Below are 13335 nucleotides of genomic sequence, written 5' to 3' on the forward strand. Positions count from 1 at the left end.
GACCGTCAGCGGACGACCTCGTAGCAGAGCTTCTGCACGCCGTTGGCGTAGGACTCGCTCTCGACGAGGTCGAGCCGCTGCTTCGGCATCGCCGCGTCGCTCCACGGCCGCTGGCCGCTGCCGAGCACGACCGGGAAGACGAGGAAGTGGTAGCGGTCGATGAGGCCGGCCTCCTGCAGGTTGCCCGCGAGGACCGAGCTCGCGTGCACCGAGATCGGGCCGCCGTCGGTCTCCTTCAGCGCGGCGACGTCGTCGATCGAGCGGAGGATGGTGATGTCGCCCCAGTTGTCGACGAGCTCGTCGTCCTTGAGCGTGGTCGACACGACGTACTTCGGCATCGCGTTGTACTTCGGGAACTCCTCGGTCATCGACGGCCACACCGGCGCGAACATCTCGTAGCTGCGGCGGCCGAGCATCAGCGCGGCGGCCTCCTCCTGCTCGCGGCCCTTGAGCTCGTAGACCTCCGGGACGAAGTCGATGTCCTGGAAGGTCCAGCCGCCGTTGGGGTAGTCGGGGTCCGGGCCGGGAGCCTGGACGACGCCGTCGAGGGAGATGAAGGCCGTGTAGATCAGGGTGCGCATGGGTTTCTCCTTGGTCGGTGGGCGCTTGCCAACCTCACCACGAACGAGGCCGGACGGATACGACAGCCCGGCAGGACGAGTCTCGCCTTGCCCTCATGTCGGCTTGAGGTTCTACGGTCGGCGACATGAGCATGGAGTCGATCGCCTGGAGCCAGGTCTACCGCGGGATGCACGCGCCTGACGAGCGACGGGCGTTCAGCGGCCCGACCGCGCGGCGGATCCTGCGCTTCGCGCGCCCGCACCGGCGCCAGCTCGTCGGGTTCGTCGTGCTGAGCATCGTCACCTCGGGCCTCGCGGTCGCCACCCCGGTCCTGGCCGGCGAGGTCGTCAACGCCATCGTCGCGAGCGACCAGCGGGCCGTCGTGACCCGGCTGGCCCTCGCGATCGCTGGCCTCGCGGTGCTCGACGCGGCGCTCGGTCTGCTTGGCCGCTGGCTGTCCTCACGGATCGGCGAGGGCCTGATCCTCGATCTGCGCACGGCGGTCTTCGACCACGTGCAGCGGATGCCGGTGGCGTTCTTCAGCCGGACCCGCACCGGTGCGCTGGTGAGCCGGCTCAACAACGATGTGATCGGTGCCCAGCGCGCGTTCAGCCAGACCCTCTCCGGCGTGGTCGGCAACCTGGTGACCCTGGTGCTCACGCTGGTGGTGATGCTCGGCATCTCCTGGCAGGTGACGTTGCTCGCGCTCGTGCTGCTGCCGGTCTTCGTGGTGCCCGCGCGGCGGATGGGCCGCCGGCTGGCGGGCATCCAGCGCGAGGCCGCCGACCACAACGCGGCGATGGGCAACCAGATGACCGAGCGGTTCTCGGCGCCCGGCGCCACCCTGGTCAAGCTGTTCGGCCGTCCGGAGGAGGAGTCGGTCCAGTTCGCCGCCCGGGCGGAGCGAGTGGCCGAGATCGGCGTCCGGATCGCGATGGTGCAGACGACGTTCGTCACTGCGTTGACGCTGGTCTCCGCGCTCGCGGTCGCGGTCGTCTACGGCCTCGGCGGCAGCCTCGCCCTTCAGGGCACGCTCGACGCCGGCGACGTCGTCGCCCTCTCGTTGCTGCTGACGCGGCTCTACGCACCGCTGACCGCCCTGGCCAGTGCCCGGGTCGAGGTGATGAGCGCGCTCGTGAGCTTCGAGCGGGTCTTCGAGGTGCTCGACCTCGAGCCGCTGATCGCCGACCGACCGGACGCCCGGCCGCTGCCCGACGGGCCGGTGTCGGTCGAGTTCGACGACGTCCGGTTCGCCTACCCGTCGGCCGACAAGGTCTCGCTCGCATCGCTGGAGGCGGTGGCCACCCTCGACACCCGTGGCGGCGAGGAGGTGCTCCACGGCATCTCGCTGCGCGCCGAGCCGGGACAGATCGTCGCCCTGGTCGGCTCCTCGGGAGCGGGCAAGTCGACCATCGCGCAGCTGGTGTCGCGGCTCTACGACGTCGACGCCGGCGCTGTCCGCCTGGCCGGCGTGGACGTGCGCGACCTGACCGCCGCGTCGATCCGCGGCGCGGTCGGGATGGTCACCCAGGACGGGCACCTCTTCCACGACACGATCCGCGGCAACCTGCTGCTCGCGCGGCCCGAGGCGACCGAGGACGACCTGTGGGAGGCGTTGGCGCGCGCCCGGCTCGCCGACCTGGTGTCCTCGCTGCCCGACGGACTCGACACCGTGGTCGGTGAGCGCGGCTACCGGCTGTCCGGCGGCGAGCGGCAGCGGCTCACGATCGCGCGGCTGCTGCTGAAGCAGCCGCGGGTGGTGATCCTCGACGAGGCGACGGCCTCGCTGGACTCGACGTCCGAGGCGGCGGTGCAGGCGGCGCTCGCGGAGGCGCTCGCCGGCCGTACGGCGCTGGTGATCGCGCACCGGCTCTCGACCGTCCGCGCGGCCGACCTCATCGTGGTGGTCGAGGACGGCCGGATCGTCGAGCGCGGCACCCACAGCGCCCTGCTCGCAGCGGGCGGCCGCTACGAGGAGCTCTACCGCACCCAGTTCGCCGAGGACGCCCCCGCGCCCGCCTGAGCCGGCAGCGTCAGCGGCGCGCCGCGTAGATCCGGCGTACGACGTCCTCGATGTCCGGCTCCTCGACGGTGAGGTCGAGCACCTCGGCGTGCTCGGAGACCGCGGCGAGCACCCGAGCGGCGGTGGTGTGCTCGGCGTCGAACGCGAGCCGCTGCCGGAGGCCGTTGCCCTCCGAGGCGAGGTGCCGGGTGTCGGGGATGCCGGTGAGGTCGCCGGCGGCCTCGGCGAGGTCGACGACCAGCACGCGCTCGGCGCCAACGGTGCGCGAGAGGCCGATGAGGTCGCCGTCGTAGGCGAGGCGGCCGCGGTCGATCACGAGGATCCGGTCGCACAGCCGCTCGACGTCGCCCATGTCGTGGGTGGTGAGGAGCAGCGTCGTGCCGTGGGCGCGGCGTTCGGCGACGAGGAACTCGCGCAACCGTTGCTTCGACAGAACGTCGAGGCCGATCGTCGGCTCGTCGAGGATCACCAGCCGGGGGGAGTGGAGCAGCGCGGCCGCGACCTCGGCACGCATCCGCTGGCCGAGCGAGAGCTGCCGCACCGGCGTGCCGAGGAACTCCGCCATCTCGAGGCGGTCGACCAGCTCGTCGGTCCGGTCGCGCTCGGCGGCGGCCGAGAGGTCGTGGATCGCGGCGAGGATCCGGAACGACTCGCGCACCGGCAGGTCCCACCACAGCTGCGAGCGCTGGCCGAAGACGACCCCCACCTCGCGGGCGAGCCGACGCCGATCGGGCACGGGGCGCAGTCCGCACGTCGTGACCGTTCCCCGCGTCGGCACCAGGATGCCGGTCAGCATCTTGATCGTGGTCGACTTCCCGGCGCCGTTGGCGCCGATGTAGCCGACCGCCTCACCGGCGGCGACCCGCACGGTCAGATCCTCGACGGCGGTGACCGTACGCCGGCGCAGCCCGTCGCGCACGCGGAAGTCGCGGCCCAGGCCGCTGGTCTCGATGATCGGGTCGGTCGGGTCAGCCATGTCTCAGCCACCGCCTCCTTGGTAGTGCCGTACGCCGATGTGCCAGCTGCCGAGCGCGAGCAGCCACGTCCACACGGCCGCGAGCGGAGCGCACCAGCCCGCCCATCCGGGCAGGCCGACCACGTCGTCGAGGCCGAGCAGGGTGAGCGCCGGGAGGAACGCGGTGAACGCCATCGGGAAGAAGAACCCGAACACGGCCCACAGCGGCCGGCTCCACACCGACGCCGGCTGGGTGGCGGCGTAGCGGCCGCCGTACACGAACGCGTTGGTGGTCTCGGCGCCCTCGATGAGGAAGAACTGCATCCCGGCCGCCCACACGAACATCGCTGCGAACGTCGCGTAGCCGCTCGCCAGCGCCACGACGAGCAGCAGCACGTCCGCCGGGCCCCACGCGATCTCGTTGACCACGAGCGCCACCACCAGAGCCGTGGCGGCGACGGCCGCGCGGGCGAGCCGGCGCAGGGAGATCTCGCTCGTGACCAGCTGGAGCAGCAGGGGCTGGGGTCGCAGGTAGAAGACGTCGAGGGTCCCCGCGCGGAGGTACGTCGGCAGCTGGTCGCAGTGCCCGAACGAGACGTCGGCGAGGCAGAAGCAGAGCTCGGCGATGCCGAACACCAGCAGCACGTGCTCGAACTCCAGCCCGCCGAGCTCGACGACGTTGTGGAAGAGGATCCACACCTCGACCAGCTCGATCACGCCGATCAGCAGGGAGCTGAGCAGGTCGAGCGCGAAGCTCGCGCGGTAGGAGGTCTGGGAGCGGGCGCGCGAGGCGAGCACGGCCCGGTAGGGGCGCAGCCGCGAGCCGGTCACCGTCAGGTCAGCCACCCTGCACCTCCAAGTGGTGCCGCCCGGCGCGGGTCAGCAGCTGGCCGAGAAGTACGACGCCCGCGAGCCAGCCGACCTGGACCGCGATGAGCAGCAGCGACTCGCCGACGTCCGCGCGGCCCGAGACGATGTCGACCGGATACATCAGCATCGACGGGAACGGCGTCGCCTCGGCGATCGCCTCGAGCCAGCCGGGGAAGAGCCAGATCGGCACGTAGAGACCGGCGAGGAACCCCGACACCGCCATGTAGAGGATCTGCAGGCCGCGCGTCTCGACCAGCCAGAAGCCCGGCGCGGCAACCAGTAGGTACACGGTCGCCGAGGCGAGGACGATGCCGAGCAGGATGCTCACGGCGCCGAGCGGGTAGGCGAGAGGGCTGTCCGGCGCAGCCATCCCGACCGCCACCAGGCCGATCAGGAAGGACGGGATGCCGCGGGGGATCAGGGCGAAGAGCGACTTGCCGACCTCGGTCGTGATGGCGGCACCCTGCACGTCGAGCGGGCGCAGGAAGTCGACGGCGACGTCGCCGTCCTTGATCCGCTCGGCGATGTCGATCCGGCCGAACAGGTTGACCGAGCCGAGCAGCCCCTGCGACACCCAGATGTAGGTGCTCATCAGCGCGACGTCGTACCCCTGCAGCTCGCCGCCGGCGGCCTCGACGGTCGCGAACAGCAGCACCACCTTGAGCAGGCCGAACGTGGTGTTGGCGACCAGGCCGCCGAAGGCCGCCAGCAGGTAGGCCGACTGCCTCCGGAACCCTGCGACGAGGAGCCGCCAGTAGGTCCTCGTCGTCGCGCGCATAGGTGCCGAAGGCTATCCCGGGATGTGGTATCTTGATATCAAGATAAACCGCTCGCGCGACTTAGGTTCGCCTCACTATCCCGCCGCCCTCCAGCGGCGGCAGGATGGGGAACCGACCAATCCCGAGCGCACACGAGCAGTCGACACGAGTCGAAGAGGACGGAGACGCGGATGGCCAGCAAGGACAGCTTCGGCGCCAAGAGCAACCTGGACGTGGACGGCAAGTCCTACGAGATCTTCCGCCTCGACGCGGTGACCGGTGAGGGCCTGGACGTCGCGTCCCTGCCGTTCTCGCTGAAGGTTCTCCTCGAGAACCTCCTCCGCACCGAGGACGGCGCCGACATCACCGCCGACGACATCAAGGCGCTGGCCGGCTGGGACGCGGACGCCGAGCCCGACAAGGAGATCCAGTTCACGCCGGCGCGCGTGATCATGCAGGACTTCACGGGCGTGCCCTGCGTGGTCGACCTGGCCACGATGCGCGAGGCGATGGCCGAGCTCGGTGGCGACGCCTCGAAGATCAACCCGCTCGCGCCCGCCGAGATGGTCATCGACCACTCCGTGATCGCCGACGTCTTCGGCAACCCGGAGGCGTTCGAGCGCAACGTCGAGATCGAGTACGAGCGCAACCGCGAGCGCTACCAGTTCCTCCGCTGGGGCCAGGGCGCCTTCGACGACTTCAAGGTCGTCCCGCCGGGCACCGGCATCGTCCACCAGGTCAACATCGAGCACCTCGCGCGGGTCGCGTTCACCCGCGAGGTCGACGGCGTGCTCCAGGCCTACCCCGACACCTGCGTCGGCACCGACTCGCACACCACCATGGTCAACGGCCTCGGCGTCGTCGGCTGGGGCGTCGGCGGCATCGAGGCCGAGGCCGCGATGCTCGGCCAGCCGGTCTCGATGCTCATCCCGCGCGTGGTCGGCTTCAAGCTGACGGGAGACCTGCCCGAGGGCTCGACCGCCACCGACCTGGTGCTGACGATCACCGAGATGCTCCGCAAGCACGGTGTGGTCGGCAAGTTCGTCGAGTTCTACGGCGCCGGCGTCTCCGCACTGCCGCTGGCCAACCGCGCCACGATCGGCAACATGTCGCCGGAGTTCGGCTCGACGATCGCGGTCTTCCCGATCGACGACGAGACCGTCAACTACCTGCGCCTCACCGGCCGGTCCGACGAGCAGCTCGCCCTGGTCGAGGCCTACGCCAAGGCGCAGGGCCTGTGGCTCGACCCCGACGCGGAGCCGCGCTACTCCGAGAAGCTCGAGCTCGACCTGTCCACGGTCGTGCCGTCGATCGCCGGCCCCAAGCGCCCGCAGGACCGGGTGCAGCTGGCCGACGCGAAGAGCTCCTTCCGCGCGGCGCTCGTCGACTACGCCGGCGAGCCGCAGGACCAGAAGGGCTACGACGAGGCCGTCGCCGAGTCGTTCCCGGGCTCCGACGCCCCGTCGCACGACCCCAACCAGTCCAACGGCGAGGCCGCCCCGGCCGACCTGGCCGCGGTCGCCACGGCTGACGGCGGTCGGGCCTCCAACCCGATCGACGTCACCCTCGAGGACGGCACGACGTTCACGCTCGACCACGGCGCAGTGACCATCGCGTCGATCACGTCGTGCACCAACACGTCCAACCCGTCCGTGATGATCGGCGCAGCGCTGCTCGCGAAGAAGGCCGTCGAGAAGGGCCTCCAGCGCAAGCCGTGGGTGAAGTCCACGCTGGCTCCGGGCTCGAAGGTCGTCTCCGACTACTACGAGCGCGCCGGCCTCACGCCGTACCTCGACAAGCTCGGCTTCAACCTGGTGGGCTACGGCTGCGTCACCTGCATCGGCAACTCCGGCCCGCTCATCCCCGAGGTGTCGGCGGCCGTGCAGGAGAACGACCTCGCCGTCGTGTCCGTGCTCTCGGGCAACCGCAACTTCGAGGGTCGGATCAACCCCGACATCAAGATGAACTACCTGGCGTCGCCGCCGCTCGTGGTCGCCTACGCGCTGGCCGGGTCGATGGACCTCGACCTGTTCAACGACCCGCTGGGCCAGGACAGCGACGGCAACGACGTGTTCCTCAAGGACATCTGGCCCTCGCCGCAGGAGGTGGAGGAGACCATCGCCTCGGCGATCTCCTCCGACATGTTCACCTCGTCCTACTCCGACGTGTTCGCCGGCGACGACCGCTGGCGGTCGCTGCCCACGCCGGAGGGCAACACGTTCGAGTGGGACCCGGACTCGACGTACGTCCGCAAGGCGCCGTACTTCGACGGCATGCCCGACGAGCCCGCGCCGGTCACCGACATCGAGGGCGCCCGGGTGCTGCTCAAGCTCGGCGACTCGGTCACCACCGACCACATCAGCCCGGCCGGTGCGATCAAGAAGGACTCGCCCGCGGGCAAGTACCTCTCGGAGAACGGCGTCGAGCAGCGCGACTTCAACTCCTACGGCTCGCGCCGCGGCAACCACGAGGTCATGATCCGCGGCACGTTCGCCAACATCCGCCTGCGCAACCAGATCGCGCCGGGCACCGAGGGCGGCTTCACCCGCGACTTCACCGCCGGCGGCGAGGTCACCAGCGTCTACGACGCCTCGGTGAACTACCAGGAGCAGGGCATCCCGCTGGTCGTGCTGGCGGGCAAGGAGTACGGCTCCGGCTCGTCGCGTGACTGGGCGGCCAAGGGCACCTCGCTGCTGGGCGTCAAGGCCGTCATCGCCGAGTCCTACGAGCGCATCCACCGCTCGAACCTGATCGGCATGGGCGTCATCCCGCTGCAGTTCCCCGCGGGCGAGAACGCCGAGTCGCTGGGTCTCACCGGTGAGGAGACCTTCTCGATCACCGGCATCACCGCGCTCAACGAGGGCACCACGCCGAAGACGGTCAAGGTCAAGGCCGGCGACGTCGAGTTCGACGCGACCGTCCGGATCGACACCCCGGGCGAGGCGAACTACTACCGCAACGGCGGCATCATGCAGTACGTGCTGCGGGGCCTCCTCAAGGGCTGACCCGGTCGAGACCCGCGAACGGCCCGTCCTCCGCAACGGAGGGCGGGCCGTTTGCCACGATGTGCCCCATGCGGAGACTGATGGGTACGGCGGCGCTGCTCGCGATCGTCGGGCTGACGGCGGGCTGTGGGGACGACGAGGCGCCCGAGGCGGTGGGCACTCCCACCGCGTCCGAGTCGGCGACGGAGACGGCCAGCGACGAGCCGAGCGAGTCGGCGACCCCGACCGAGACGGCCGAGTCACCGGAGTCGCCGACCACCTCGCACACCGTCTCGGTGGCGCCGCCGACCGAGAGCGACGAGCCCGAGGTCGACCTGGCACGCGCGCCGGAGACCTACGACGAGGCCCTCGCGCACATCGAGGCCGCCGGGGTGGACGGCTCCCACACCACCTCGAAGCGGTTCTCCACGCCGGGCGACGTCGTCTACTGCGTGCTCCAGCACGAGTTCATCCCGTCCTCGTGCGAGCTCTCGGTGGGCATGGTCAAGGACCCACCGGTCTGCGGCAACGCGCCCAGCGACTTCGTCGGCCGCGTCACGCTGAGCGACCGCGGCGCCGAGCCGGAGTGCAACACCGACACGATCCGCGAGCCGGGCGCGCCGGTCGTCCAGCCGTCCGGCGTCGTCGAGGCCGGGGGAGTGACCTGCGCCGTCGAGTCGATCGGGGTCACCTGCGTCGACGGCAGCCACGGGTTCTTCATCACCCAGGGCGACTACGCGGTCTTCTGAGCACCGTCAGACGTCCGTGCCCGCCCGCGAGCCCTCGGGGTCGGTGAGCCCGCCGTTGCACGACGCGAACGGCTCCGGCGCGGTCTCGCCGGCGCCGTACTCCGCGACGAACAGGCCGATCCGCGGGTCGTCGGGCCCGGTGAGCTCGAGCTGGCGGCCCCACGACGTGATCACGACCGGTGCCTCCTGGTCGGGGTACGGCGACAGGATCCCGTTGTCGGGGAGCTGCGCCACGAGCTGCTCGACCCCGTCGGCGTCGACGAGGTCCTCCCGGTAGGTGAGCCAGGTGGTGCCGTGCTCGAGGTCGTGCACCACGTTCTCCTCGCGCACCGGCACGTCGTAGACCCCGCACTCCAGCCACTCGGGGGCGTGGTTGCCGCCGACCGGCGGGGACTGCGGGTAGTCGACGTCGCCCGGCACGTGGGTGGGGTCGAGGCCGTCGTACTCCTCCACCAGGTCGAGGTTGCTCGTGTCGACGTCCTCCTCCGACTCCTGCGACGGCGACCCTGGGTCGGACGCTTGGTGGTCGAGGTCGTCCTCGCCCGACAGCACCAGCGGGACGGCGACCGCGGCCGCGACGAGCACCAGGGCGGCCACCACTGCGAGCACGATCGGCAGGGTCCGGCTCTTCCGCGGCGGGGGCGGCGGGGGTGCGCCGTACGGCTGGTACGGCGGGGGGTACAGGCCGCCCGGCGGCGGGGGAGGCGGAGGAGGCGGGGAGGACATGTCAGGCGTCGCCGCTCGCGGCGAGCTGCTGCTCGATCCGCTCGACCTTCGCCGTGAGCTGGCCGGTGTAGCCCGGGCGGACGTCGGCCTTCAGCACCAGGCCCACGCGGGGCGAGACGGCCGCGACCGCGTCGACGGCCCGCTTCACCACGGCCATCACCTCGTCCCACTCGCCCTCGATGTTGGTGAACATCGCATTGGTCTCGTTGGGGAGGCCCGATTCCCGGACGACGCGCACGGCCGCGGCGACTGCCTCGGCCACCGAGCCGGTGTCGTCGGCGGCGGCGCCGGTGGGGGAGATGGAGAAGGCGGCGAGCATGCCGCCAACGCTATCCGGGCCGGGGTGGCGCCGCGACGGCCGCTCGCCCGCGACCGCTACGGTGGCCGCGTGCACCGGTTCGCCTGCGTGATCCTCGTCGACCGGCGCGGGTGGCTGCTGCTCCAGGAGCGCGACGAGCACGCGCTGATCGACCCGGACCGCTGGGGCATGGTCGGCGGGCACGTCGACGACGGTGAGGACTTCGAGCCCGCCGCCTACCGCGAGCTCGCCGAAGAGACCGGCATCGTGCTCGCGCCGCCGGCGCTCACGCTGTGGCGCGAGCTCGAGGTCTTCCACGAGGCCTACGGCACCCGCGACCCGGTGCGGGTCTACGCCGCCGCGACCGACCTCACCGACGCCGACGTCGCGTGCCACGAGGGCCGGCAGATCGTGTTCGTCGAGCCGGCGGCCGCGCGGGCGCTCCCGAAGTCGCGGTCGGCCGAGCTCGCCGTACCGACCTTCCTCGAGTCCGACCTCTACAGGAGCCTGACGACGTGACCAAGCTGACCGTGATCCCCGTCCCCGGCTACGGCACCGAGGACGTCGTCGTCGCCACCGACGGCCCCCACGCGGGCTGCGTCTTCACCGGCACCGTCGATGGCGAGATCTGGCGGGTCTCGCCGGACGGAGCGAAGGTCGACCGGGTCGCCGACACCGGCGGCCGCCCGCTCGGCATCGAGTACGTCGACGGCGCGCTCCTCGTGTGCGACTCGCAGCGCGGCCTGCTCCGGGTGGACCCCGCGAGCGGGGCGATCGAGGTGCTCGCGACCGAGGCGGACGGGCGCCCGATCGTCGTGTGCAACAACGCCGCGGTGGCCGGCGACGGCACGATCTGGTTCAGCGACTCCTCGACGCGACCGCTCGACCGCTGGAAGGCCGACTTCATCGAGGTCGCGCGCACCGGACGGCTGCTGCGCCGCGACCCCGACGGCACCATCTCCACCGTCCTCGAAGGCCTCGCGTTCGCGAACGGCGTCGCGCTCGCGGCGGACGAGTCCTACGTCGTCGTCGCGGAGTCGACGACCCGGGCGCTCAACCGGGTGTGGCTCACCGGCGACCGCGCGGGCAGCCACGACCGGATGGGTGGGGACCTGCCCGGCTATCCCGACAACATCGCGCGGGGGAGCGACGGCCTGATCTGGGTCGCCCTCGGCAGCCCGCTGCTCCCCATGGTCGAGCGGCTGCACGCGAGCCCGATGCTGGTCCGCAGGGTCGCGACGCGGCTCCCCGAGTGGCTCGAGCCGAAGCCGAAGCGGGTGGTCCGGGTGCAGGCCTACGACCTCACGGGGGCACTGGTGCACGACCTTGAGGTCGACCCCCGCGACCACGGCGCCGACTTCCACATGGTCACCGGCGTCCGCGAGCACGACGGGCGGGTCTGGGTCGGGAGCCTGGAGGAGCCGGCGATCGCGGTCCTCGACCTCTGACGTCTTATGGTGGTGGGCATGTCCGTCCTGGAGCAGATCACCTCGCCGCGCGACCTGCGCACCCTCTCCGAGGACGAGCTGACGACCCTCGCCGCGGAGATCCGCGACGTGCTGATCCGCACCGTCGCGACCAACAGCGGCCACCTGGGTCCCAACCTGGGCGTCGTCGAGCTCACGCTGGCGATCCACCGCGTCTTCGACTCGCCGACCGACAAGGTCGTCTTCGACACCGGCCACCAGGCCTACGTCCACAAGCTCGTGACCGGCCGGTATCCCGACTTCGGCACGCTGCGCCGCGAGGGCGGCATCAGCGGCTACCCCAGCCGCGCGGAGTCGCCGCACGACCTGGTCGAGAACTCCCACGCCTCCACCGCCCTGTCGTACGCCGACGGCATCGCCAAGGCGTTCCGGATCCGAGGTGAGGACCGCCACACCGTCGCCGTCATCGGCGACGGCGCGCTGACCGGGGGCATGGCGTGGGAGGCCCTCAACAACATCGCGATCGCCAAGGACTCCAAGCTGGTCATCGTCGTCAACGACAACGGCCGCTCCTACACGCCCACGATCGGGGGCCTCGCCACCGCGCTCGCCGGGCTGCGCACCAACCCGCGCTACGAGCAGGTGCTCGACCTGGTCAAGAAGCGCCTCAACGCCGTGCCCGGCGTCGGGCCCGCGGCCTACGACGCGCTGCACGCCATGAAGAAGGGCATCAAGGACGCCGTCGCCCCGCAGGGGCTGTTCGAGGACCTCGGCCTGAAGTACGTCGGCCCCATCGACGGCCACGACCGCGGAGCCGTCGAGCACGCGCTCGAGCAGGCCAAGAAGTTCGGCGGCCCGGTGATCGTGCACGCGATGACGCGGAAGGGCTTCGGTTACGACCCCGCCGAGCGGCACGAGGCCGACCAGTTCCACGCGCCCGGCCCGTTCGACGTGCAGACCGGTGCCGAGAAGCCCAAGGGCCGCATCTGGACCGACCACTTCGCCGACCACATCGTCGACATCGGCGCCCGCCGGCCCGACGTCGTCGCGATCACCGCCGCGATGATGCACCCGGTCGGCCTCGACAAGTTCGAGGCCCGGTTCCCCGAGCGCACCTTCGACGTCGGCATCGCCGAGCAGCACGCGGCCACCTCCGCCGCGGGCCTCGCGATCGGCGGGCTGCACCCGGTGGTGGCCGTCTATGCGACGTTCCTCAACCGCGCGTTCGACCAGGTGCTGATGGATGTCGCCCTGCACGAGTGCGGCGTGACGTTCGTGCTCGACCGGTCCGGCGTGACCGGCGACGACGGCGCCAGCCACAACGGCATGTGGGACATGTCGATCCTCCAGGTCGTGCCCGGCCTGCGGCTCGCCGCTCCGCGCGACGTGACGCGGATGCGCGAGCTGCTCGACGAGGCCGTCGAGGTCGCCGACGCACCGACCGTGGTGCGGTTCCCGAAGGGCCCGCCGCCCGAGGACGTGCCGGCCGTGGACCAGATCGCCGGCGACTACGGGAACATCGACGTGCTCGTCCGCGAGGGGTCGCGCGACGTGCTCGTCGTCGCGGTCGGCGCCATGGCCACCACGGCCGTCGACGTGGCCGCGCGGCTCTCCGACCAGGGCGTCGGGGTCACCGTCGTCGACCCGCGCTGGGTCAAGCCGGTCGACCCCGCGCTCGTCGAGCTCGCCCGCGAGCACCGGCTCGTCGTGACGATCGAGGACAACGGCATCGTCGGCGGCGTCGGCTCGGTGCTGCTCCAGACCTTCGCGGCGGCCGGCGTGCGCACGCCGGTCCGGCTGCACGGCATCCCGCAGGAGTTCCTCGACCACGCGAAGCGCGCCGTCATCCTGGAGCGGGTGGGGCTCTCCGCGCAGGCGATCGCCCTCGACGGCCTCCACCACGTGACGGCCGAGGACCACGGGACCGCCGACGTTGCCGGCCGGGCGCTGCTCGACGTCGACGGCCCTCGCTGAGCCCGGTCGG

Annotated in this window: 12 protein-coding genes; 6 read left to right on the forward strand and 6 right to left on the reverse strand. The window is 71.5% G+C overall.

Going from position 1 to position 13335, the window contains the following annotated elements:
• Positions 1-5: 5 nt before the first annotated feature.
• A complete protein-coding gene (locus HNR19_RS09005; protein ID WP_179667600.1) occupies positions 6-581 on the reverse strand; it encodes a dihydrofolate reductase family protein in 576 nt (191 codons plus the stop codon).
• Positions 582-706: 125 nt separating this feature from the next.
• Here HNR19_RS09005 and HNR19_RS09010 point away from each other — a divergent pair, with 125 nt between their 5' ends.
• Positions 707-2584: an ABC transporter ATP-binding protein gene (locus HNR19_RS09010; RefSeq protein WP_179667601.1), complete on the forward strand. Its 1878-nt coding sequence runs from the start codon at positions 707-709 to the stop codon at positions 2582-2584.
• 10 nt (positions 2585-2594) lie between these two features.
• Here the strand turns inward: HNR19_RS09010 and HNR19_RS09015 are convergent, their stop codons facing one another.
• Genes HNR19_RS09015 through HNR19_RS09025 form a run of 3 tightly spaced genes read right to left on the reverse strand, consistent with a single transcriptional unit; the run spans position 2595 to position 5187 of the window.
• Entirely contained in the window at positions 2595-3560 is a 966-nt protein-coding gene (locus HNR19_RS09015) for an ABC transporter ATP-binding protein (RefSeq protein ID WP_179667602.1), read from the reverse strand.
• 3 nt (positions 3561-3563) lie between these two features.
• On the reverse strand, positions 3564-4385 hold the full coding sequence (locus HNR19_RS09020) for an ABC-2 family transporter protein (RefSeq protein ID WP_179667603.1): 822 nt from the start codon (positions 4383-4385) through the stop codon (positions 3564-3566).
• A complete protein-coding gene (locus tag HNR19_RS09025; protein ID WP_179667604.1) occupies positions 4378-5187 on the reverse strand; it encodes an ABC transporter permease in 810 nt (269 codons plus the stop codon). Before HNR19_RS09025 ends, HNR19_RS09020 begins: the two co-directional genes overlap by 8 nt.
• Before the next feature lie 171 nt (positions 5188-5358).
• Here HNR19_RS09025 and HNR19_RS09030 point away from each other — a divergent pair, with 171 nt between their 5' ends.
• Together HNR19_RS09030 and HNR19_RS09035 are read left to right on the forward strand one after the other, a co-directional pair.
• Positions 5359-8172, forward strand: a complete 2814-nt coding sequence (locus HNR19_RS09030) for an aconitate hydratase (protein WP_179667605.1) — start codon at positions 5359-5361, stop codon at positions 8170-8172.
• Positions 8173-8240: 68 nt separating this feature from the next.
• Positions 8241-8900, forward strand: coding sequence for a hypothetical protein (locus tag HNR19_RS09035; RefSeq protein ID WP_179667606.1), 660 nt, complete (start codon positions 8241-8243; stop codon positions 8898-8900).
• Positions 8901-8906: 6 nt separating this feature from the next.
• On the opposite strand, the gene HNR19_RS09040 is transcribed toward HNR19_RS09035, so the two are convergent.
• Together HNR19_RS09040 and HNR19_RS09045 are read right to left on the reverse strand one after the other, a co-directional pair.
• Positions 8907-9509, reverse strand: a complete 603-nt coding sequence (locus tag HNR19_RS09040) for a DUF3105 domain-containing protein (protein ID WP_179667607.1) — start codon at positions 9507-9509, stop codon at positions 8907-8909.
• A gap of 118 nt (positions 9510-9627) precedes the next feature.
• Positions 9628-9945 (reverse strand): thiamine-binding protein, encoded by a 318-nt coding sequence (locus HNR19_RS09045; protein ID WP_179667608.1) that lies wholly within the window; start codon positions 9943-9945, stop codon positions 9628-9630.
• A 69-nt stretch (positions 9946-10014) separates the two neighbouring features.
• On the opposite strand from HNR19_RS09045, the gene HNR19_RS09050 reads away from it, so the two are divergent.
• From HNR19_RS09050 to dxs, 3 genes are read left to right on the forward strand one after another with little or no spacing between them, the layout of a single operon-like run.
• Positions 10015-10443: an NUDIX domain-containing protein gene (locus HNR19_RS09050; protein ID WP_179667609.1), complete on the forward strand. Its 429-nt coding sequence runs from the start codon at positions 10015-10017 to the stop codon at positions 10441-10443.
• Positions 10440-11372 carry an SMP-30/gluconolactonase/LRE family protein gene (locus HNR19_RS09055; protein ID WP_179667610.1) on the forward strand — a complete coding sequence of 311 codons (933 nt, stop codon included), beginning with the start codon at positions 10440-10442 and terminating at the stop codon, positions 11370-11372. Before HNR19_RS09050 ends, HNR19_RS09055 begins: the two co-directional genes overlap by 4 nt.
• An 18-nt stretch (positions 11373-11390) precedes the next feature.
• Complete coding sequence (gene dxs / locus HNR19_RS09060) at positions 11391-13325, forward strand: 1-deoxy-D-xylulose-5-phosphate synthase (protein ID WP_179667611.1); 1935 nt, start codon at positions 11391-11393, stop codon at positions 13323-13325.
• Positions 13326-13335: the final 10 nt, after the last annotated feature.

Source organism: Nocardioides thalensis, from assembly GCF_013410655.1.
GTDB lineage: Bacteria > Actinomycetota > Actinomycetes > Propionibacteriales > Nocardioidaceae > Nocardioides > Nocardioides thalensis.

Bases quoted from the DNA above. Each gene is read 5' to 3' on its own strand.
- HNR19_RS09005 (WP_179667600.1), bottom strand. From the start codon at position 581: ATGCGCACCCTGATCTACACGGCCTTCATCTCCCTCGACGGCGTCGTC.
- HNR19_RS09010 (WP_179667601.1), top strand. From the start codon at position 707: ATGAGCATGGAGTCGATCGCCTGGAGCCAGGTCTACCGCGGGATGCAC.
- HNR19_RS09015 (WP_179667602.1), bottom strand. From the start codon at position 3,560: ATGGCTGACCCGACCGACCCGATCATCGAGACCAGCGGCCTGGGCCGC.
- HNR19_RS09025 (WP_179667604.1), bottom strand. From the start codon at position 5,187: ATGCGCGCGACGACGAGGACCTACTGGCGGCTCCTCGTCGCAGGGTTC.
- HNR19_RS09030 (WP_179667605.1), top strand. From the start codon at position 5,359: ATGGCCAGCAAGGACAGCTTCGGCGCCAAGAGCAACCTGGACGTGGAC.
- HNR19_RS09035 (WP_179667606.1), top strand. From the start codon at position 8,241: ATGCGGAGACTGATGGGTACGGCGGCGCTGCTCGCGATCGTCGGGCTG.
- HNR19_RS09045 (WP_179667608.1), bottom strand. From the start codon at position 9,945: ATGCTCGCCGCCTTCTCCATCTCCCCCACCGGCGCCGCCGCCGACGAC.
- dxs (WP_179667611.1), top strand. From the start codon at position 11,391: ATGTCCGTCCTGGAGCAGATCACCTCGCCGCGCGACCTGCGCACCCTC.